A 21,554-nucleotide genomic window follows, 5' to 3' on the forward strand; every position below is an offset into this window, starting at 1 on the left:
CAAAATGGCTGATAACTTAAGTTTAGAGTTAATAAAGTGTTTAATCAATCAACCTGGATTAGATGTTAATGTCAGAGGGTTAAACGGAAAGACCCCACTACATTGCGCTATAGAGTTTGACGAATTAAGTATGGTAGATTTGTTACTCACAAAGAAGAACATTAATCCTTTTGTAGAAGATAATGACGGTAAAACATCTCTTGATTACGCCAAAGAAGGGAAAAAAGCAGAAATATTACAAGCGCTAATTAATAACAAATATGGGTCAGAACAAGATAGCTTACTTCATTTGGCCGCAATGATAGGTGAAGTTAATGCAGTTAGATATTTGATCAGAAAAGGTATTGACGTTAATGCACGAAATGCTTTGCATCATACGCCATTACATCTAGCAGCAGGCATAGGACATGAAAATGTTGTAAAAATTTTAGTGGAAGAAGGAAAAGCCGAAATAGATGTCTTTGATGCACGAAATCAGACACCAATGCACTATGCAGTTAATAATAAAAAGTTGGAGATAGTAAAGTTACTGCTGAAGCTAGGAGCAGATGTAAATAGTGCACGTATGGGACAAAACTCAATGAAATTGTCACCTGTTCATATAGCTGTAAGTAATACTAATTACAATGAAAGAGACTTATGTCTTGATATCCTCAAATGCTTAATAAAGGAGCCTAATGCTCAAGTTAATTTACAAGACTACGAAAATAAAACGCCACTACATTACGCTGAAAGACTTAAAACAATAGAGGTCTTACTAACGCGAGAAGATATAGACCCTCTGGTAAAAGACGATAGCGGCAAGACACCATTTGATTACGCTAGACCTGAGATAAAGAAGACTTTGATGAGCAATAAATATGGTTCTGAAAAGAATAGTCTATTGCATTTAGCTGCACAAAAAGGAGAAATTGAACTTGTAGATGCAATTTTAAAAGAAGAAATCGATATTGATATTTCAAACAATAGAAGTCTATCACCGATTTACCTTGCTGCGGAAAAAGGGCATTTACATGTAGTAAAGTTATTGCTGAAAAAAGGAGCAAGTTATACACCTGTTTTGCACTTAGCAATCAGGTCAAATAAATTAGAATTACTTAAAGTTTTATTTAATGAAAAAAATGGAGCGTTACTCTGCAGAGATACCGTTGTTAATTTTCCAACCCTTCATAATAAATATATAGCACAGAAAGAAATAGCAGATAAAAGGATGAAAAAACATAATAATATTATCTGCATCTGTATTACAGTTAGCGCAGTAGCAATGGCAGCATATATAGGTTTAACAGCAGCAACAATAAGCAGTGCAATCATTTTTGCAACAATAACAGGGATATTTGCGCTTGTTATAGCAATAATGATAAGTGAGATGAGCAAAAGATGTATAGAAAACGAATTTCAGAAAAAGATGTTTATGGAATTGGAGGAGTGTAGTTCTACTGTTAATGGTGTCGAGATAGAACCAATTATGAGTAGATGCAGACAATGATATACGCAACATCTTTTTCTGAAGGTTTAAGACCAGATCCAGAGCTTAAAGTATCAGAGTGGGCGAATGAGTATCGAGTTTTAGCAGCAACTTCAGCATCAGAGCCAGGAAAATGGAGAACAGAGAGAACGCCATACCTTGAAGAAATCATGGATTCACTTTCTCCGTCCTCACCAGCAGAAAAAGTAGTATTCATGAAAGGAGCGCAGATTGGAGGAACAGAAGCAGGAAATAATTGAATTGGCTATATCATCGATCAAACACCAGGTCCAATGCTAGTAGTGCAGCCTACAGTTGAAATGGGAAAACGTTGGTCTAAAGGAAGATTTGCGCCGCTTATCGAAAGTACACCATGTTTAAAGGGCAAAGTAAAAGATCCAAGGTCAAGAGATTCAGGTAACACTGTACAAAGTAAGGAATTTCCAGGTGGAATAGTAGTAATAACCGGAGCAAACAGCAGTGTAGGACTTAGATCTATGCCAGTAAAATATCTCTTTCTTGATGAGATTGATGCCTATCCAGGAGACTCAGGAGGTGAAGGAGATCCAGTACTGCTCAGTATTGCACGAACTAATACATTTGCACGGCGAAAGATTTTTTTAGTATCAACACCAACGATTCATGGAATAAGCAGAATTGAGAAAGAATTTGAAGCAACAGATAAGAGATATTTTTTTGTACCATGTCCGCATTGTAATTACTATCAAGTTCTAAAGTGGTCACAAATAAAATGGGAAGATAAAAATCCAAATACAGCACACTATATATGTATAGAATGTGGTAAAAAGATAGAAAATCATCAAAAGACAGAGATGCTTGAACGTGGAGAATGGAGAGCTACAAATCAAGTACAAAATAGCAAAGTAATAGGATTTCACCTTTCAAGTCTTTATAGCCCAGTTGGCTGGTATAGCTGGACTCGAACAGTAGAAGATTTTCTCCATGCAAAAGAGAGTGAGCAATTACTGAAAGTTTGGATAAATACTACGCTTGGAGAAACTTGGGTAGATAAAGGAGAAGTACCAGACTGGAAGCAATTATTTAACAGGAGAGAATTTTTTCCCGTAGGCACAGTACCTAGGAGAGAAGTGGTACTTACTGCAGGAGTAGATGTCCAAAAAGATCGGTTAGAAGTAGAAGTTGTAGCCTGGGGAAAAAGCCGTGAAAGTTGGTCAATAGACTATCGAGTATTTGAAGGAGATACAGGAGGTGGAGAAGTATGGGGAAAGCTTTCAGAGTTACTCAATCATCATTTTATCGGTGAAAATGGGCTTGAATATATGATAAGTATGATGGCGGTTGATGCAGGGTATGCAACGCAGGAAGTTTACAACTGGGTGAGAAGTCATCAAGGGTCTGGAAGAGTAATGGCAGTGAAAGGTGTAAATAAAGCACTAGTGCCGCTGAGTAGCCCAAGTAGAGTTGATATAACAGTTGGTGGTCAAAAGCTAAAGAGAGGAATAAAGCTCTGGCCAGTAGGAGTATCAATATTAAAGTCAGAACTTTTTCAATTACTTAATGTTTTAAAAGAAGAAGAGAAAGTGCCAGCAGGATACTGTCATTTTCCTGAGTATGCACCTGAATATTTTAAGCAGCTAACGGCAGAGCAATTAGTCAGCAAGGTAGTAAAAGGATACACCAAACAGGAGTGGCAAAAGGTAAGAGACAGAAATGAAGTACTAGATTGCCGAATTTATGCGAGAGCAGCATCGATAGCACTGGGAATAGACAGATGGCCAGAGAGTAAATGGAATAGTTTGAGTGGAAAAATGGAAAGTAAAAAGCCTAAAAAAGTGAGGCAAAGTAAATGGTTGAATGAGAAGTAAAATGTACAATCAAGAATATTTAAGTCAAGTCGAAGAAGCGATAAAGAAGCTGTAAAACGGAGAGCGAGTAGTATCAATTGCATATGGTGACCATGTTGTGAGATATGCTGAAGTTCAGATAAAGGATCTACTGAGCTTAAGACAACGTATTAAAGCTGAACTGAAAACCGTAGCCAAAAGAAAGATTATTTTTTCAACAAGTAAAGGAATTTTATAAATGCTACTAAAAACCTTCAAACAATTATTCTACAAGCCAAAAATCAAAAGTTCTGCTTGGGATGCAGCAGGCTTAGGGAGAAGATTTTTTCACTTTCAACCAGAGTTAGGAAGTATAAACAATTTGCTGTCTCAAAGCCTTGAAACTTTACGTAGTAGATCACGTGATATGGTGAGAAAAAATCCATATGCAGCAAATATCATTGATACAATAGTAAGTAACTCTATTGGAACAGGAATAAAACCACAATCAAAAGCAAGAGATGGAGAATTTCGAAAGAAGGTGCAAGAATTATGGCTAAAATGGACAGATGAAGCAGACAGTAACGGAGTAAGTGATTTTTATGGATTACAAGCTCTAGTATGCAGAAGTATGATAGAGGGAGGAGAATGTTTTGTACGTTTAAGAACGAGAAAGCTGGAAGATAGATTTTCTGTACCATTACAACTGCAAGTACTTGAGTCTGAACATTTAGATAATAAAACAAATCAAACTTTAAGAAATGGTAATGTAATAAGAAACGGGATTGAGTTTAACAGGCTTGGGCAAAGAGAAGCATATTACTTATTTAGAGAACATCCAGGAGAAGGGTCATTTGGCGAATCAGTGAGAGTACCAGCAAACGATGTTTTACATATCTATAAACCACTGAGACCTGGGCAAATTAGAGGAGAGCCATGGCTTTCGAGTATACTGCTAAAGCTCTATGAACTTGATCAATATGATGATGCAGAATTAGTGAGAAAAAAGACAGCAGCGATGTTTGCAGGGTTTATTACAAGGCTCGATCCTGAAGCAAATATTTTAGGAGAAGGTGAAAGTAATGAGCAAGGAGTAGCACTATCAGGTTTAGAGCCAGGAACAATGCAGCTTTTAGACCCAGGAGAGGACATAAAATTTTCAGAGCCATCAGATGTTGGAGGAAGTTATGAAGCATTCATGAGACAGCAACTGAGGGCAATAGCAATAGGCACAGGAATAACATATGAGCAACTAACAGGAGATTTAACCGGTGTTAATTATTCATCAATCAGAGCAGGATTAATAGAGTTTCGTCGTAGATGCGCTATGCTGCAACATAACATTATGGTATTCCAATTTTGCAGACCAGTATGGAGTAGATGGCTAGAACTTGCCACTTTATCTGGAGAGCTTTCTACAACAGATAATCAAGTATTTAAAGATGTAAAATGGATACCACAGGGATTTGATTGGGTGGATCCACTGAAAGATCAGCAAGCACAGCAAATGGCAGTAAGGAATGGCTTCAAAAGTCGAGCAGAAGTAGTATCAGAAATGGGTTACGATGTAGAAGAAATTGACCAAGAAATAGCAGAAGATCAAAAGCGAGCTAATTCTTTTGGACTTTGTTTCGATTCTGATGTTAATCATAAAAGGGGAGGAAGTGGTGTGGATAAATAAACCAGTAATGGTAGAGAGAAGAAGCTTTGAACTACTATCATTATATAACAGCAAACAACCTATCTTTAAGAACTTAAAGCATTTTCATATAAACCCAAAAGGAATAGCAATAATACGTATTTATGGAGTTTTGACAAAAAAAACAGAAGCTTTTGATCATATTTTAGATATGACTTCGTATGAAAATATTCATGAAGAGATAGAGAGCGCTTTAGAAGATAAAAGCATAGAGACGATTCTACTTGACATAGACAGTCCAGGAGGGGAAGTAAACGGTGTCTTTGACCTAGCTGATTTTATTTATGAATCAAGAACAAAAAAGAGAATTATTGCAATAGCAAATGATGATGCATATTCTGCTGCGTACGCTATAGCCTCTAGCGCTGAAAAGGTATTTGTGAGTAGAACTTCAGGAGTAGGAAGTATTGGAGTAATAGCAAGTCACATAGATCAAAGTAGGTTTGATGAAAGGCAAGGTATTAAGTATACCACAATCTTTGCTGGTAGTCGAAAGAATGATTTAAACCCACATGAGCCAATGACGTCTGAAAGTCTGGGAAGCTTACAAAAAGAAGTAGACCGACTATATGAAATGTTTTTGCAGCTAATAGCAAGGAACAGAGGTCTTTCAATTGAAAAGATTCGATCAACAGAAGCAGGTCTATATTTTGGCGAGAAAGCAGTAGAAATAGGTGTTGCAGATGGAGTTACAACATTTTTTGAATTTATCAATAATCATAGGAGTGTTAGTATGACAACTAATGAGTTAACTGATGAAGGCTACGAAAACTGTCGTAGAGAAATTTTAGAGATAATAAGATTATGTAATATGTCAAAGATGCCAGAAAAGATAGGAGAATTTATTGAGCAAAGCGTAAGTGTTGAACAAGCCAGGGAAGTTTTAATGGAACTGCTAGCAGAGCGAACGAAGAAGACAGAAATACTGAGTGCAATACCACAGAATTCAGGAGAAGATTTAATGATACAGGTAGCAAGAAGTCGTAGGAGTTAAAGTATTTTTATAACCGCCGTATATAGCATTGATAAAAGCGGCGGTAAGAAGTTAAGGAGAGAAATTTATGAGTTGTATAAGCGAACAAAATAATCTAGGTGACTTATTAAAGTATGAGGCATCAAGTCTATATTCAAGAGACCAAATAACTGTAGCGAAAGGTCAAAATATTAAACTTGGTACAGTAGTTGCCAAGAAGACAGATGATGGTTTTATTAGAGTGCTGAACCCCACTGGAACAGACGGCACACAAACAGCAGTAGGAGTAATTACAACCGATATACATAGCAAAGATTCTGATATGAAAGGAGTAATTATTACTCGCAGTGCAATGCTAGCAGATCATGCAGTTGTGTGGCCAGCAAATATCACTGAAGAGCAGAAAACTGCAGCAATAAAGCAACTTGAAGGACGAGGGATCATTATCCGCAAGGGAGCTTAAAAAAGCTATTAAAAACACAAAAGGGGGAAAAGAAAAAATGCAAAATCCATTTACAAATACAGCATTTAGCATGACGGCACTAACAAATGCGATGAATATATTGCCGGTAAATTATGGACGTGTTGAAAATTTAAATTTATTTCCAAGTAGATCAGTAAGGTTTAGACATATTACCATAGAAGAACATAATGGAGTTTTAAGCCTATTGCCAACACAAGTACCCGGAGCACCAGCAACAGTAGGAAAAAGAGGAAAAAGAAAGGTAAGAACGTTTACGATTCCACATATTCCACATGATGATGTAGTGTTACCAGAGGAAGTACAGGGAATAAGGGCATTTGGATCAGAGAGTGAACTTAAAGCGCTGGCAGATGTAGTAACGGATCATTTGCAGCTAATGAGAAACAAACATGCAATAACGTTGGAGCATTTGAGAATGGGAGCGCTGAAAGGAATAATTTTAGATGCTGATGGGTCAGAATTATTAAATTTGTACAACGAATTTGAAATAACACCAAAAGTAGTAAATTTTGCACTGGGAACAGCAACAACAGATGTCAAGCGTAAGTGTCTGGAAGTACTCCGGCATATAGAAGATAATCTAAGTGGTGAATATATGACCGGAATTCATGCCTTGGTAAGCCCTGAGTTTTTTGATGCACTAACTTCTCATGCAAAAGTAAAAGAAGCATATGAAAGATGGCAAGAAGGTGCGGCGCTAAGAAATGATATGAGGTCAGGATTTGCGTTCTGTGGTATAATGTTTGAGGAATATAGAGGACAAGCAACTGACCCTGAAGGAACGGTGAGAAGATTTATAGAAAGAGATACAGGACACTGTTTTCCAGTAGGAACAGCAAGTACATTTACAACATATTTTGCACCAGCAGACTTTAATGAGACAGTAAATACTCTTGGACAGCCACTCTATGCAAAACAAGAGCCAAGAAGATTTGATAGAGGAACTGATTTGCATACGCAGTCAAATCCTCTGCCAATGTGCCATCGTCCGGCCGTTTTAGCGAAAATAGTAACAACATAGTAGGGTCCCCACATAGAAAACTCTATTTATGACCTTTAAAATATACCATAAAAATATAAGATATGCAATATGTTTAAAATAATATGTAAAGACTTTTAGAAAAAATGGTATGCAGGAAAATATAAAGAGATTATTTAAAGATTGTTTTGCCCATTTAGGAGAAGTGGCTTTGTATAAATCAAAGGATAAGTCATATATGGTACAGGTATTAAAGCAACAGCCAGATAAATTATACGAGATTGGTGAAGGACAATTTGTAGGAGAAACTTTAGCGTTAGAAGTAAGTGCGTTTGATGTGTTAAAGCCAATAGTAGGAGATGTTTTTGTTATAGGTGATCGAAGATACAAAATACACACGCCACCACTTAGGGATAAGTCTGGAATGATCTGGAGAATCGAAGCATCTGGGGTGTAAAATGTCTGTGCATATAGAAGTTGAGGTAATAGAAAGTGTAAATGCTAAAAGAAAAAAAATAGAATTAGCAATAGTGAGAGCATTAAACAAAACAGCACTATGGTTAAAAGCGCAAGCAGCTAAGGAAATCAGTGAGGAAAAGAAGGTAAAATTAAGTTTGATAAGAAAGAGATTAAGAATTTTTAAGGCGAAAACTAGCAGATTAGAAGTGTTAATTAGAGCAAATCTCTATGACATTAGAGCATCGACAATTGGCAAAATACAAAAAACAAGAAGAGGATCGAAAGTAGGAAAGCATGAGTTTATAGGAGGATTTGCAGCAGTTATGCCAAAAGGAAATAGCGGTATTTTTAAACGTGAAGGAAGGGCAGCATTGCCAATAAAGGAAGTTAAGTTGCCACTGAAACCTGAGGCTTCAAGGATAATAGGGAATCTTGTTAATTATGAAGTTGAAAAGGTATTTGAAAAATATTTTATACATTACATGAGTTAAATTATATGCATGACAAAGTTCTGGAAAGATTTACATCAAGCAATTTGCAGCACACTGAAGGAAGAAATACCGGCTATACAGACATGTGAAATTTATCCAGCAATAAGAAAAGAATTATTAGCGCCAGCGGTATTTGTGGAACTTAGTGGCTTTGAAAAAGGACATGATCCAGGAACAGAAGAATTAGCGCTGAAAGCAAGATTTGAGGCGAGGATTGTAGTTGATGGAACAGTAGAGGATTCCTCGGTAGTTGTTAGAACATTAGCTGCTGAGGTTGCGAGAGTAGTAAATAAGAATACTTGGAATATGAAAAATATTTCACCAGGTGAATTTATATCTGCAGAAATTGACGGATTTAGGCCAGAATTGGATGCTTATCTTGTGTGGCTAGTTGAATGGTTTCATGAGGTACGCGTGGGTAAATCAGTATGGTCAACTGGCATAATGCCACATGTTATTGAGATAGGTGAAGTGCATGTTAGACCATAGTTTTGCAATTTCAGAGCTAAATAGAAAATTAGCGAATATTATCCGTATTGGATTGGTGAAAGAAGTAGATTATGAAAAAGCAAAAGTAAGAGTGAAAATAGGAGATATTGTAACAGATTATCTGCCATGGATAACAAGCAAAGCAGGAAAAGATAGAGATTGGTCTCCTCCAGATATCGATGAACAAGTAATGGTATTTTCTCCTCTTGGTGAACTATCATTAGGAGTGGTATTAGGAGGAATATATCAGGAAAAATACTCTGCACCAGAGAATAAAAAAGAAATAAATAGTGTGAAGTTTCAGGATGGAACAAGATTATTATATGATAAAGAGAAGCATCATTTAGAGATTGAAGTAGTAGACAAAATAACACTGAAAGCTGGGGAATCGAGCATAGAGATGACGAAGAGCGAAATAAAACTGAAAGCAGATAGAATAAACCTTAATTAAATGAATAAATCGGTTGTACGAGTAGGAGATTATTGTGTAGAAGTAACACCGCATTTTTGCATTAGTGGGAGTAACAATGTTTTTGTAAATGGTAAGCCAATGTGCAGACAAGGAGACAGTTTTAGTGAAGGAAGAGCATTAACTGAAGGATCAAAAACAGTTTTTTCAAATGGTCTTGGTATAGGAAGAGTAGGAGATATAGTTTCATGTGGGTTTAAAGTAATAAAAGGCAGTGAAAACGTGTTTGCAGGCTAAAAATGAAAGGGATGGACTCCAAAACAGGAAAAGAATTAGAAGGAATAGAACATCTGAAACAATCAATAATTGATATACTGACCACTCCTATTAACAGTAGAATAATGAGGAGAGATTATGGGTCAAGACTATTTGAATTAGTAGATAAGCCAATAAATAGAGATTTAACTTTGGAAATCTATTCAGCAGTAGCAGAAGCTCTACAAAGGTGGGAGGAAAGATTTAAGCTAGAAAAAGTAAAAATGACAGAGGTGAAAGAAGGAAAAGTAACGCTTGATCTAGAAGGATTATACTTACCAAGCGGGAAAAACATTCATTTTGATGAAATTGTAGTTTAAAGATGAAGCAGCTAAATATTGTAGAAAAGCTGAGTTATGAAGAAATCTTTTCGAGAATGAAAGAAGAGTTAGTCCGTAGAGATGAAACCTTTTCAGGATTAGTAGAATCGGATCCAGCAATGAAGGTATTAGAAGTAGCAGCATGGAGAGAGTTGTTACTCAGACAAAGGATAAACGAAGCTGTAAAGGGTAATTTACTAAAATTTGCAACGGGAGAAGATCTTGATAATTTAGCTGAGTTTTATGGAGTGGAGAGGCAAAAAGAAGAAGATGATGAACGATTTAGAAAAAGAATTAAAGCAAAGATAGTAGGCTCAAGCACGTGTGGAAGCAAGGAGTATTATAGGTATCATGCACTGTCGGCAGATAGTAGAGTAAAAGATGCATTAGTAGAATCACCTATACCAGGAAAAGTACAAATTTCAATCTTATCAACACAATTATCCACAACTGGCATAGTGTCAGAAGAGCTACTAGAAATTGTAAAAAAGCAGGTTACTAGAGATGATATAAGGGTTTTAACCGATACAGTAACAGTAATTGGTTGCAATATTACGGAAATAGATATTCACAGCAGAATGAGCATAAGTCCTGTAATATCGAAGGAGGAAATCAAGAAGCAGTTCATTAAGAAGTTTGAAGCAAATAGAAGGCTGGGATGGAATGTTACAAGATCTTGGATAATAGCAAATTTGTTTGTAGAGGGTGTAGAGAATGTAGAATTAATAGAACCAAAAGAGGATGTTGTGGTACTGGGGAATGAGTGTGCGGTGCTTAGCTACGTCAAGTTAGATAGGATTTAAAACGTATTTTTTGCTTTGTGGAATCATACCAGTGAGAGGATTACGTGCAATAAGTGGTTTAAGGTTTACTGGAAAAAATGACCAATGTTATGCAGACGAAAAGATTCTCCTTCTCCTAGCTGTTGCAACTTATTTTTTAAGGTATTAACAATATAGTCAAATATCAAAGAAAGTATTTTTAATACCGAGAATATCTTTGTTTTTTATCAGTTCTGCAATGATCTCTTGCTTACTCATAAGCTACCTAAATAAAGGAAATTAAAGCAACTTGAAAGAAAAGACAAATGAAAAGTTTATTACCGCCAAACGCAACAAAGCAAGAAAAAGCGCTAGTAGAAACAATCGACTATAAAGTTAATCCAAGTTGCATAAGAGGGTTTAAATTTAGATTGGAAGAAGAAACATTGCCGTGGATAATAGAAGAATATGGTTTAGAAGAAATACTACGCTGGGTAAAAGATAGAAGAAAAGCAGTAGTAGAAGGAGTAAAATTTCAAAGACTGCGAGGAACACCTAAATCACTTAAAATAGCACTCAAGTGGGCAAATATAGAAGACATTACAATCATCGAAGAACCACCCGGTAAACACTTTTTTGAGTTGCAAGTAGGGATAAAAGAGGTACCAAATGACTTCTTCGTAGATGCAGTAGTAGAGCTGGCAAAACTATCACTGCCTGTAAGATCCAGATTGATGAGGATTTTTAACGATTATTATAATGTGCAGAGATTTATATTGGATGAGAGTTTATTTGGAGATCTTCTTTCTGATTATTCAGGGGTAAAAATAGAAAAAGATGGACCAGTGTTATCATTTGGAAGAGTAAATTTTTTCAGGTCTAGTGGTCCAGTTATTAGGATTATAGAAAACTATCTACGCGATCATTATGAACGAGCTTTAAGCAATGATATATATCGCCTAGATGTAGCAATCCTTGGAGAAACCGAGCCTCACACAAGGGATTATAAAGGCATCTATGAAAGAGATCATTTGTGGTACAACTTAAAAGCACTATATCCATTACCACAGAGTTTATTACCATCGATTAAATTTGCAAAAGCGCAGATAGTATTATCAGACAGTTGGGATTTAGGAGACATAAATACGTGCTTTCCAGTTAGTAGCGTAGAAGAAAGAGGAAATAAATTTGTATTGGGAAGCGATAAACTTTCAGGGCAATATTGGAATTTAAAACACAAGCCAATTTTAGAAAGATTTAGCGTTACTCACAACTATAAAGTAGAAAATTATACAGATCAGAAGGTCAGAAAATATGTTTTAGCAGAACACAACGTTTACTATAAAAATGATTTAGAGCAAAAAGACTCAATACACGAATTAGAAAAGCACATTTTAGTATTTTACCCGGGAGTACTGAAGTGGCATGAACATCGACATTTGCACAGAAGTTGGAAAAATAGTCAAGTTATATCTATAATAAGCTAAGTACTTATATTTAGATCCTCATATATTATATTAATAATAGGTAAAAGTGTATGAAATAAAAAGAAAAAGACTTGCTTTCTTATGCTAAAACGGACATGACTTGAATAGCGGCAGGTAAATATAAGAAATTTGTCTGGCGCTAGAAAAGCTAATTTTGTGAGGTATGAAATGAGTTTTAGCAAGAGTAAGTTTTTTAAAGAAGTATCAAGTAACGGGTTTAAAAACATTAATAAAAGAAATGAAGAAGGAGAGACGATCTTGCATCAAGCAGTAGAAATCTCTGATTACAAAACAGTGAGATTATTAATAAAAAAAGGAGCAGAGGTAAATGCAAGAGATAAAAATGGTTATACACCTCTACACTGTGCAGTATTCGCAAAGAGTTTAGAAAATGTAAAAGTGCTGCTAAGGGAAGGAGCGGAAGTAAATGCCACTCAATATGTCACTGGATGTACGCCACTCCACTCTGCGTGCAAAATAGGAGGAGCAGGAGTTGAAATAATAAAAGAGCTGGTAAAGGCCGGAGCTGAAGTTAATCAACTGAATAAGTACGGTGCAACACCAATGTACTATATCTGGGAAAGTGAAAAGTATCGTCTATGTGATAGCAAAGAGAGTGAAAAGGCGAGTAAATTTTTGAGAGAAAAAGGAGGAATAACAAAAAGTAGAGAACTGACGTGCTATGGAATAGAGGGGCTAGTGGGAGAAATAGCAGACATGTTGAATGGAAGCTACATGCCGGAGCTAAAAATAATAGAGATAGGAGAAATAAGGAGGAGAGACAAATCGCTAATAAAGAAAGAATGTCAAAATTTAGCAAGCAAGATAATCAGCCAAGTGAATGCAATGATAGATGAGGTGGTAAAAAGGAAGGCTTAGGTTTAAAGAAAAGGTGGGGTAAGTTATGGTAAAGCTGGGTAAAAAAGAGGAGTCACTATTAGAGAACTCGTTTAAAAATATTTATGAAAGAGACGAAAAAGGAAGAACAGCTCCACATTATGCAGTAGAGGTAAAAACAGTGAGGTTATTAATCGAAAAAGGAGTAGATGTGAATGCAGCAGATGTAAGAGGACATACAGCACTGCATCTAGCGATAACGGAGAAACGTCTAGAAACAGTTAGAGAATTGATAAAATCAGGAGGGAATGTAAATGCTGAAGAGTATGGCAATAAATGCACTCCGCTGCATCTTGCATGTATGGTAGGAGAAAAAGAAATAGTGGAGGAGCTAGTAAAAGCAGGGGCTGAAATAGAGCAAGCAGATAAATTTGGAATAACAGCGATGGATTATGCGAAAAATAGCAAAGAAATAGCCGAGGTATTAAAGAAAGAAACAGAGAAAATGGAAAGTTTGTTAAAAAAATAAGAGTCGTATCAGAAAGCGTAACAGCAGTTGGTAAAGGAAGGGCTAGACCAAATTTGAAGGCTGTAGCTGATAAAAGTTGGTCTTTTTCATAAGAGTAAATGGATTGATGGAAAAAAGGAGTGGTAAGGCTCCTTGCACTACAAAAACATTTGCAGGAGAAACTATGAGAAAAAGAACATTAACTTGCCGATACGAGCCAGATGAATTAGCGGAACAACATCTAGCAGACGCCTATGAGCTGTTACTAAGGTATGCGGTAAAAAGAAACAATGAAAAGGAGATAAAGAAAAATGATAACAGTGGCCTTATATGCAAGAGTTTCATCGAAGAGTCAAGCGCAGAACAATACAATAGAGAGTCAAATTGCCGAGCTCAAGCATAGAATTGCTGCAGATAAGCATGAGTTATTGAATGAGTATGAATTTAAGGATGATGGGCTTAGTGGGTGGAGTTTAGAACGTGAAGGTTTAGATGCATTACGTGATAAAGTAGGAGAAGATCAAATTGATAAAATTTATATTCATTCACCTGACCGACTATCAAGAAAATCTGCACATCAAATGATATTACTTGATGAATTTGAAAAAGCAGGAGTAGAAGTAATATTCTTAAATCATAAGACTGAAAATAATCCAGAGTCTAAATTGTTATTGGGAATGCAAGGATTAGTGGCAGAATATGAGTGTACAAAGATTATGGAACGTAGTCGTAGGGGAAAACTCCATAGAGCAAAAAAAGGCTGTGTAAGTGTAATTGGCATTGCACCTTTTGGTTATAATCGTATAAAGCATGTAGATAGAGAAAAGACAAAGTTTGAAATAAATGAAGAGGAAGCAAAAATAGTAAAGCAGATATTCATGTGGGTAGGGCAAGAGAGAATAAGTATAAGGGAAGTGATACGTAGACTAAGAGATAAGTCAATTAGAACAAGAACTGGAAAGAAGGTGTGGTGTCCAATAATAATTTGGAAGGTGTTAAGAAATCCAGCATATAAAGGACAAGCAGCGTTTGGTAAATTAAAGAGGGTTGAAAAAAGAGAAAGAAATAAACAAAAGGTTTCTATCTGTCGCACAGATGAGGACAGCTGGATTTATATACCAGTACCAAAAATAGTTGATGAAGGGTTATTTAATAAAGTACAAAAGCAACTGGATGAAAATAGAAAAAGAGCAAGGATGCAGAGAGAGGGAGGAAAAAAGAAATATCTATTACAAGGTCTAGTTGTGTGTCAAAACTGTGGATATGCGTATAGTGGTGCACAATGTGGAGTTGAGGGAAAAAAGTTTAGCTATTATCGCTGTAGTAGTACTATACGTATTACTGATGGTAGGGAGAAGTGTACTAATAAATTGGTCCGTACAGATATGTTAGAAACAGCTATATGGGAAAAGGTGAAAAATTTACTAAAAAACCCAGAGATAATAAAAAATGAGTATCACCGTAGAATTGCAGAAAATAAAAATGATGAATCATCAGATAAGAAGCTTGCAAGAAGGGAAAATCAAATAAAACAAGGCATCGAAAAGTTAATGGAAGACTATTATAGTCAAGAAAATGTAGGAGATAAAGGATATATAAGTGAGGAAGAATTTAAACAGACGATGAAAAGAATGAGGGAACGCTTAAGAGGGATAGAAGAAGAGAAGAAAAAGGTAGTTGATCAAAAAGCAATAGAGAAGGGAATGAACCTTATCATCAACAGTATAAAGAGTCTTTATTCCAGTGTAAAATCTAATTTGGAACAGCTAGATTGGCAAACTAAGCGTGGCATCATTAAAGCATTAGTAGAACGAATTCAGATTGGTTATGACCAGGTAGAAGTGGCGTTTAGAATCGAAGAACCAGCACAGGATGGAGAGATTTTTAATTTGCAACATTGTACTGGACTTCATGATAAGGGGGCTGGCGGAGTTTGTCAAGTAGGTTTTGCATTTTCATGCTACTTGGATTTTTCTAAATCATAATGTTTGCACAGACGTGCCTTTTAGCCACACTGCTAAACGGATACCAAATTTTTTGCAACATCAAGTGCAGCGTAAGTGAATATTGCACTTGCACCCGCACGTTTGAAACCAATCAAAGATTCATAAATCACCTTGTCATAATCTAGCCAGCCATTATTTGCAGCAGCTTTTATCATTGCGTACTCACCGCTTACTTGGTAAGCAAAAATCGGAAAATTAAACTTATCACTTGCTGTTTTGATAATATCCAAATATGGCATACCTGGTTTAATCATAATAAAATCTGCACCTTCATTTATATCCATTTCAATTTCGCACATTGCTTCGTGCGCATTTTTATAATCCATTTGATAACCACTTTTGTCTATAGAATGTGATAGCCCACATGAACCAACGACTTGCCTGAATGGAGCATAGAAGCTAGAGCAATATTTCACCGCATAAGATAATATTAATACGTCTTGAAAGTTATTATCATCTAATGATTTTCTGATTCTTCCTATTCTACCATCCATCATATCAGAAGGAGCAACTATATCACATCCTGCCTTCGCTAAAGCAAGTGCTTGCTTACACAGTACTGATATAGTTTCATCGTTTTCTACATCCATCTGATTATCTTTTAAAATGCCGTCATGGCCATGAATAGTGTATGGATCCAGTGCAACGTCTGCAATAATACCAATTTCAGGTACCTTTAATTTTACAGCACGGATTGCTTTGCAGATTAAGTTGTCAGAATTATATGCTCCCTCAGCGTTTTCAGATTTTAGTTTACTATCAACTACAGGAAAAATTGCAACAGCATTAATTCCTAAATCTTTAGCTTCCTTAACTATAGACACTAATCCATCTATTGAATAACACTTTACGCCTGGTAAGCCAGAAATTGGTTCAGTTGTTTCTTTTCTGTCGTGAACAAACAGAGGAAGAACCAGATCATTTACTGATAGACTATTTTCACTTGTTAAATTGCGAACCCATTTGCTCGAGCGCCTGCGCCTTAATCTTGTATTTGGAAAATTAAACATTGGACCCAGGTAAATTCCCAGTAAAGAGCAACACTCCTGAAATGAGTACCACCCAAAGCACCGATATTGGCAGAAACACTTTCCAACCAAGACGCATTAGCTGATCATATCGATAACGAGGTATTGTTGCTCTAATCCAAATAAATACGAACAAAAGTATAACTATCTTCAAAACGAACCAAATCAAACCTGGAATTTTGTAAAGTAAACTGAACTCCAGCGGCGGATACCATCCTCCTAGAAAGAATATCGTCATCATAGCACTTGCTAGAATCATATTTGCATATTCTCCAAGAAAAAAGAGGGCAAAAGGCATGGATGAATATTCAACGTTATATCCAGAGACAAGCTCTGCTTCAGCTTCTGGTAAATCAAATGGGTGACGATTAGTTTCTGCAAGCAAAGAAATAAAAAATATTATTCCTATAGGCATTAGTAGCAAATCAACCCAAAATGGCATGTTGTGTTTCGCTACCACCATCTCTCCAAGGTTCAACGTACCAGTTGTAACAACAACTGTAGCAACTATTAAGCCTATTGAAACTTCATATGAAATCATCTGAGCAGCCGACCGTATAGCGCCAAGAAATGCATAATTAGAATTGCTTGACCAGCCTGCAATAATTACGCCGTATACTCCCAGCGACGATATAGCTAGCACATAAAGCACTCCAACATTAATATTTGCTATAACCTTAGGAATCACTACTTGCTGGCCATTTTCTACAATTACTTCAGCACCAAACGGTATAACTGCCCAGGCAATTAATGCCAAGATAAAGGTAAGCATTGGAGCCATAATGAACAGTATGGTGCTCGCTCTAAATGGTATTATCGGCTCTTTAATCAGTAGCTTAATAGCATCTGCAAATGGCTGCAATAGCCCAAAAGGTCCAACTACACTTGGGCCGTGTCTCAGTTGAATTGCACCAATAACCTTACGCTCAAAGTATACCAAGTACGCAACTGAAAGTAGTAGCGGTACTAAAATAAATAAAATATTAACTAGCGTGTTCATAAAAAGCTTTAGTACAATCTGCCATTATTTTTGAAGCGCGACTTATTGAATCCGTCATATAAAAATTACACTCCTTTAAAGTGAAAGGTGTATTACTTAAGCTTATCCCATCATTGCTAATTGGCACCCATGTGTTTTTTACCACTTGATCGGCATTTCTAAACTGTGGACCGATAGTATCTAATTTTTTTCTCACATCAAATAAACTATCATACGGTAAAGAAAGGTCTAAATATTGTGAAAGATTTTTAATAATTAACCAATCCTCTTTTGCTTCACCAGGTGGGAATACAGCTAAATTTGTTCTTTGCACTCGACCTTCAGTGTTTACATAAGTTGCATATTTTTCTGTATATGCAGCACCAGGCAAGATAACATCTGCCACATGTGCACCCTTATCACCGTGATGACCTTGATAAATTACAAATGTATTTTCTAATTTTGATGTATCAATTTCATCTGCACCAAGAAGATAAACCACTTCTATGTCACCACTTTCTGCATTTTCCAGTATCTGATTAGTGTCTTTTCCACCTTTTTCAGGAACAAACTCAACGTCCAGACCACCGACTCTTGCTGCAGCTTTATGCAGCACATTAAAGCCATTCCAATCATCTCTGATCATGTTAAATTTTTCTGCAATTTTGCCAGCTAGAATTAGAATTGATTCAGAATCATCTCTTATTAATGCATCTTGACCAATGATCAGCATAGGGTTTTGGGCGGCTACCAGCAGCTCACAGAATTTATGATTTCCATTTGCTATTTCACTCAAAATATCAGGATTATCGCCCAATTTCTCAACATGATACAAATATTCAATGTTAGGACCAACACTTGCAATAGGAAAGTTGCCCTGTAAATATCTCTTTCTCAATCTTACATTAATGATCGGTGCTTCTATCCTTGGATTTGTATTTATAAGCAGACACAAATCTGCATTCTCTATACCCTGGGTAGTGGTATTGAACACATAAGATCCGCGATTACTTGGTATAAGCTTTGCACCATCTTGCCTGCAGTCTATATTCCCCGAGCCGAGCTTCTGCATCACTTCTTTGAGTAGAAGCATAGACTCACAATCTGCTAAATCACCTGCAATTGCAGCTATTTTATTTGATTTTGTATTCTTTAATTTCTTTGCAGCAATAGTTAATGCTTCATTCCAATCAACTGGGGCTAATTTACCATCTTTTTTTACATAAGGTTGATCAAGACGCTGAACTTTTAGTCCATCATAGGCAAAGCGGGTTTTATCTGATATCCATTCTTCATTTACCTCTTCGCTCAGTCTTGGTAATATTCGCATAACTTCCAGGCCACGATAATCAACTCTAATGCTACTTCCCACAGCATCTAGCACATCTATAGTCTCACAATGTGATAGCTCCCATGGACGCGCTGTAAAGGAGTAAGGCTTTGAAGTTAAAGCCCCTACCGGGCAGAGATCTATGATATTTCCAGATAATTCAGAACTAATATGCCTTTTTATGTAAGTGCTAATCTCTACATTTTCTCCCCTTCCGATTCCTCCAAGTTCATTTGTACCTGCAACATCAGACAAAAATCTAACACACCGAGTGCAATGAATGCATCGATTCATCGCAGTCTCAATCAGTGGTCCGAAGTGTTTTTTTGGCACAGCCCTCTTATGCTCATCAAGTCTGCTGGTTCCTTTCCCATAAGCCATCGTGATATCTTGCAAATCGCATTCACCACCTTGATCGCAAATTGGGCAATCAAGCGGGTGGTTAATTAGCAAAAACTCAAGCACACCTTCACGTGCTTTTTTAACCTTAGGGGTATCAGTGTGAATAACCATCCCTTCTGCAACTGGCATTGCACAAGAGGCTACTGGTTTTGGAGGCCCACCCTCAACTTCAACCAAACACATTCTGCAGTTACCAGCAATTGCTAAACGCTCATGATAGCAAAAACGTGGAATTTCAACGCCCACGACTTCACAAGCTTGAATTATAGTGAGCCCATGCTCTACTTCACATTCCTTAGAATTAATAGTAACTTTAACCACAACTATTATACAGCTTCCCACTTTATAGGATTGCCGCTTACCTCATCTTCAACCAGATTGCCGTTATCATATTGAGCAGACATATAATTCATGCGCGAGTCACGATCTATATATCTAACAGGTTTTACCGGTTTATCTTTATACATTTTTTGCTCGGCCTTCTTACGCTGAGTAGGGTTATTTTTACTAGCTGTCTTTGCTTTCCCACCTACTGCCATATAAACTCCTAAAAACTTTTCATTCTATTTTAACACTTAAGTATATAGCGTCAATATTTAATAACTTTAAAATTTCAATAGATCTCTTATTATAATCATTGTTTAAATAAAAAGTTACTCCTTGATATCATTCCAGTGCTTGACCAGAAAAAAAGAAATATGCATCAGCTACTTTCATTTGCTGCGCCTCGAAAATAAACGTTCATGTAGCTGTGAGTCAAGCCATAAATCCAGTATAAAGACCTTTAATCATTGGCTTCGTAGTACTTTTTAACCAACTTATTAAGTAACCTTACACCAAAACCTACTGCTCCTCTTGGACAAATGTCAGTACCTTTTTCGTACCAAGCAGTGCCTGCGATATCTAAATGTGCCCAGCAAGTTTCATTCACAAAACGCTGTAAAAACTGTGCAGCCATTATGCTATCTCCACCAGAGCCTGCAGGAGCGATGTTTTGAACATCAGCAATCGGTGAATCAATAATTTTGTCATAAGTTTCATTCATAGGAAAACGCCATAACTTCTCACTTACTTCATTTCCTGCATCAATCAGACGGTTTGCTAATTCATCATTATTTGAAAAAAGACCAGCATATTCGTTATTTCCAAGTGCAACCACTATAGCACCAGTTAAAGTTGCAAGATCAATCATAAATTTTGGTGAGAATCTGTCTTGCGTATACCATAAAGCATCTGCAAGTATGAGCCTTCCTTCTGCATCGGTGTTCAACACTTCTATCGTCTGTCCAGACATTGAAGTTACTACATCACTCGGCCTTTGAGCATTACCACCCACTGCATTCTCTGCAAGTGCAACCACGCCGATTGCATTTACTTTGGCTTTTCGTCCTGCTAAAGCATGCATCACCCCAACTACAGCAGCAGAGCCTGCCATGTCATATTTCATCGACTCCATACCACGTGAAGGTTTGAGTGATACTCCACCAGTGTCAAACGTTATACCTTTACCAACAAAAGCTATTGGCTTTTGTTCTTTAGAAGCCCCATTCCATTTTATCACTACTAATTTTGGTTCTTTACTACTTCCTTGTGCGACTCCAAGCAAGGCTCTCATTTTTTTCTCTTCCATCTGCTTTTTATCAAGCACTTCGATTTCAAGACCAAGCTTAGTAAGCTCTTTTTTTATATGATCAGCATAGGATTCTGGATATAGAATGTTAGGAGGCTCTGTTATAAAAGAGCGCGCAAGGAATATACTCTCACCTTCTTGCCTTAAGTGCTCAAATGATCTTTCAGCATTACTTAATTGCTCATCTTTTACTAATACGGTAATTTCCTCTACCTCTGTAATTTTCTCATCCTTTTTAGTTTTATACTTATCAAACTTAAAACTACGCAGAAACGCACCATATGCAACATTTGCTGCACTACCTTCGATTAAAATCGCTGCTTTCTTAATTTTTAATCTGCTTAGCTCACAATATATTTTACCACCAATATTTAATTCTTTATTTTCATTCCATTCATCCTTCTTACCAAGTCCAACAACTACAACGTTTTTTCCTTCTGGTAAAATGGTAGAAGAAAATTCACCAAAGCTTCCATTAAAATCGCTAAATTGCTTTATATTATCTATGATCTGTTTTCCTTGCAAAACTCCGCCATCATTTACGGTTTCGTTGTCCTCAAATAAACCCATTACTATTGTTTTAAAATCGGGCGAAATTTTAGAAATTGTTATTTTCATTGCTGGCATCTTCATTGCAAATAATTGTAAACTGTACATAAAACATAGCAAAAACATCAGTAAGATATTTTTCATAT

At 36.5% G+C, this 21,554-nt stretch carries 22 protein-coding genes and 2 pseudogenes; 19 read left to right on the top strand and 5 right to left on the bottom strand.

All coding sequences use genetic code 11. From position 1 onward, the window contains the following. The first annotated feature begins 4 nt into the window (after positions 1-4). From ABWU36_RS03025 to ABWU36_RS03115, 19 genes and pseudogenes are all read left to right on the top strand, one after another. Positions 5-1,489: an ankyrin repeat domain-containing protein gene (locus tag ABWU36_RS03025; protein ID WP_353272980.1), complete on the top strand. Its 1,485-nt coding sequence runs from the start codon at positions 5-7 to the stop codon at positions 1,487-1,489. Beyond that, positions 1,486-3,315 (top strand): annotated as a pseudogene (locus tag ABWU36_RS03030) (phage terminase large subunit family protein). The gene ABWU36_RS03025 and the pseudogene ABWU36_RS03030 overlap by 4 nt, the downstream one beginning before the upstream one ends. A 1-nt stretch (position 3,316) precedes the next feature. Then, a pseudogene (locus tag ABWU36_RS03035) lies at positions 3,317-3,532 on the top strand (hypothetical protein). Then, the gene (locus ABWU36_RS03040; RefSeq protein ID WP_265016751.1) at positions 3,533-4,954 is read left to right on the top strand and encodes a phage portal protein; all 1,422 of its coding nucleotides are present in this window, start codon (positions 3,533-3,535) and stop codon (positions 4,952-4,954) included. It abuts the pseudogene before it with no gap. Further along, positions 4,941-5,966 (top strand): S49 family peptidase, encoded by a 1,026-nt coding sequence (locus ABWU36_RS03045; protein ID WP_265016752.1) that lies wholly within the window; start codon positions 4,941-4,943, stop codon positions 5,964-5,966. Before ABWU36_RS03040 ends, ABWU36_RS03045 begins: the two co-directional genes overlap by 14 nt. Positions 5,967-6,033: 67 nt before the next feature. Further along, positions 6,034-6,408 carry a head decoration protein gene (locus ABWU36_RS03050; protein ID WP_265016753.1) on the top strand — a complete coding sequence of 125 codons (375 nt, stop codon included), beginning with the start codon at positions 6,034-6,036 and terminating at the stop codon, positions 6,406-6,408. Between the two features lie 37 nt (positions 6,409-6,445). Beyond that, positions 6,446-7,450, top strand: coding sequence for a major capsid protein (locus ABWU36_RS03055; protein WP_264688463.1), 1,005 nt, complete (start codon positions 6,446-6,448; stop codon positions 7,448-7,450). Between the two features lie 109 nt (positions 7,451-7,559). After that, the gene (locus ABWU36_RS03060) at positions 7,560-7,865 is read left to right on the top strand and encodes a hypothetical protein (RefSeq protein ID WP_264707177.1); all 306 of its coding nucleotides are present in this window, start codon (positions 7,560-7,562) and stop codon (positions 7,863-7,865) included. A gap of 1 nt (position 7,866) precedes the next feature. Further along, positions 7,867-8,358, top strand: coding sequence for a phage tail protein (locus ABWU36_RS03065; protein WP_353272981.1), 492 nt, complete (start codon positions 7,867-7,869; stop codon positions 8,356-8,358). 9 nt (positions 8,359-8,367) lie between these two features. Further along, complete coding sequence (locus ABWU36_RS03070) at positions 8,368-8,847, top strand: hypothetical protein (RefSeq protein ID WP_264687795.1); 480 nt, start codon at positions 8,368-8,370, stop codon at positions 8,845-8,847. After that, positions 8,834-9,298, top strand: coding sequence for a phage baseplate assembly protein V (locus tag ABWU36_RS03075; RefSeq protein ID WP_065095149.1), 465 nt, complete (start codon positions 8,834-8,836; stop codon positions 9,296-9,298). Before ABWU36_RS03070 ends, ABWU36_RS03075 begins: the two co-directional genes overlap by 14 nt. Beyond that, the gene (locus ABWU36_RS03080) at positions 9,299-9,553 is read left to right on the top strand and encodes a PAAR domain-containing protein (protein ID WP_253303343.1); all 255 of its coding nucleotides are present in this window, start codon (positions 9,299-9,301) and stop codon (positions 9,551-9,553) included. Positions 9,554-9,555: 2 nt separating this feature from the next. Beyond that, complete coding sequence (locus ABWU36_RS03085; protein WP_065095147.1) at positions 9,556-9,891, top strand: GPW/gp25 family protein; 336 nt, start codon at positions 9,556-9,558, stop codon at positions 9,889-9,891. 2 nt (positions 9,892-9,893) lie between these two features. Next, positions 9,894-10,694, top strand: coding sequence for a baseplate J/gp47 family protein (locus tag ABWU36_RS03090; RefSeq protein ID WP_353272982.1), 801 nt, complete (start codon positions 9,894-9,896; stop codon positions 10,692-10,694). A gap of 284 nt (positions 10,695-10,978) precedes the next feature. Then, entirely contained in the window at positions 10,979-12,139 is a 1,161-nt protein-coding gene (locus tag ABWU36_RS03095; protein ID WP_353272983.1) for a phage tail protein, read from the top strand. Positions 12,140-12,307: 168 nt separating this feature from the next. Next, positions 12,308-13,018 carry an ankyrin repeat domain-containing protein gene (locus tag ABWU36_RS03100; RefSeq protein WP_353272984.1) on the top strand — a complete coding sequence of 237 codons (711 nt, stop codon included), beginning with the start codon at positions 12,308-12,310 and terminating at the stop codon, positions 13,016-13,018. 25 nt (positions 13,019-13,043) lie between these two features. Further along, positions 13,044-13,505 (top strand): ankyrin repeat domain-containing protein, encoded by a 462-nt coding sequence (locus tag ABWU36_RS03105; RefSeq protein WP_353272985.1) that lies wholly within the window; start codon positions 13,044-13,046, stop codon positions 13,503-13,505. Between the two features lie 106 nt (positions 13,506-13,611). Beyond that, positions 13,612-13,887 carry a hypothetical protein gene (locus ABWU36_RS03110; protein WP_017532679.1) on the top strand — a complete coding sequence of 92 codons (276 nt, stop codon included), beginning with the start codon at positions 13,612-13,614 and terminating at the stop codon, positions 13,885-13,887. Beyond that, positions 13,796-15,469: a recombinase family protein gene (locus ABWU36_RS03115; protein WP_353272986.1), complete on the top strand. Its 1,674-nt coding sequence runs from the start codon at positions 13,796-13,798 to the stop codon at positions 15,467-15,469. The genes ABWU36_RS03110 and ABWU36_RS03115 overlap by 92 nt, the downstream gene beginning before the upstream one ends. Before the next feature lie 32 nt (positions 15,470-15,501). Here the strand turns inward: ABWU36_RS03115 and hemB are convergent, their stop codons facing one another. From hemB to ABWU36_RS03140, 5 genes are all read right to left on the bottom strand, one after another. Next, a complete protein-coding gene (gene hemB, locus ABWU36_RS03120) occupies positions 15,502-16,500 on the bottom strand; it encodes a porphobilinogen synthase (protein ID WP_265016758.1) in 999 nt (332 codons plus the stop codon). After that, entirely contained in the window at positions 16,493-17,518 is a 1,026-nt protein-coding gene (gene nuoH, locus ABWU36_RS03125; RefSeq protein WP_264687804.1) for an NADH-quinone oxidoreductase subunit NuoH, read from the bottom strand. The genes hemB and nuoH overlap by 8 nt, the downstream gene beginning before the upstream one ends. Further along, positions 17,502-19,571, bottom strand: coding sequence for an NADH-quinone oxidoreductase subunit NuoG (gene nuoG, locus ABWU36_RS03130; RefSeq protein WP_353272987.1), 2,070 nt, complete (start codon positions 19,569-19,571; stop codon positions 17,502-17,504). Before nuoG ends, nuoH begins: the two co-directional genes overlap by 17 nt. Then, positions 19,556-19,768 carry a hypothetical protein gene (locus tag ABWU36_RS03135; RefSeq protein ID WP_006015760.1) on the bottom strand — a complete coding sequence of 71 codons (213 nt, stop codon included), beginning with the start codon at positions 19,766-19,768 and terminating at the stop codon, positions 19,556-19,558. The genes nuoG and ABWU36_RS03135 overlap by 16 nt, the downstream gene beginning before the upstream one ends. Positions 19,769-20,013: 245 nt before the next feature. Then, positions 20,014-21,516 carry a leucyl aminopeptidase gene (locus tag ABWU36_RS03140; RefSeq protein WP_353272988.1) on the bottom strand — a complete coding sequence of 501 codons (1,503 nt, stop codon included), beginning with the start codon at positions 21,514-21,516 and terminating at the stop codon, positions 20,014-20,016. Positions 21,517-21,554 lie beyond the last annotated feature (38 nt).

This window comes from Wolbachia endosymbiont (group A) of Portevinia maculata (genome assembly GCF_964028525.1).
GTDB lineage: Bacteria > Pseudomonadota > Alphaproteobacteria > Rickettsiales > Anaplasmataceae > Wolbachia.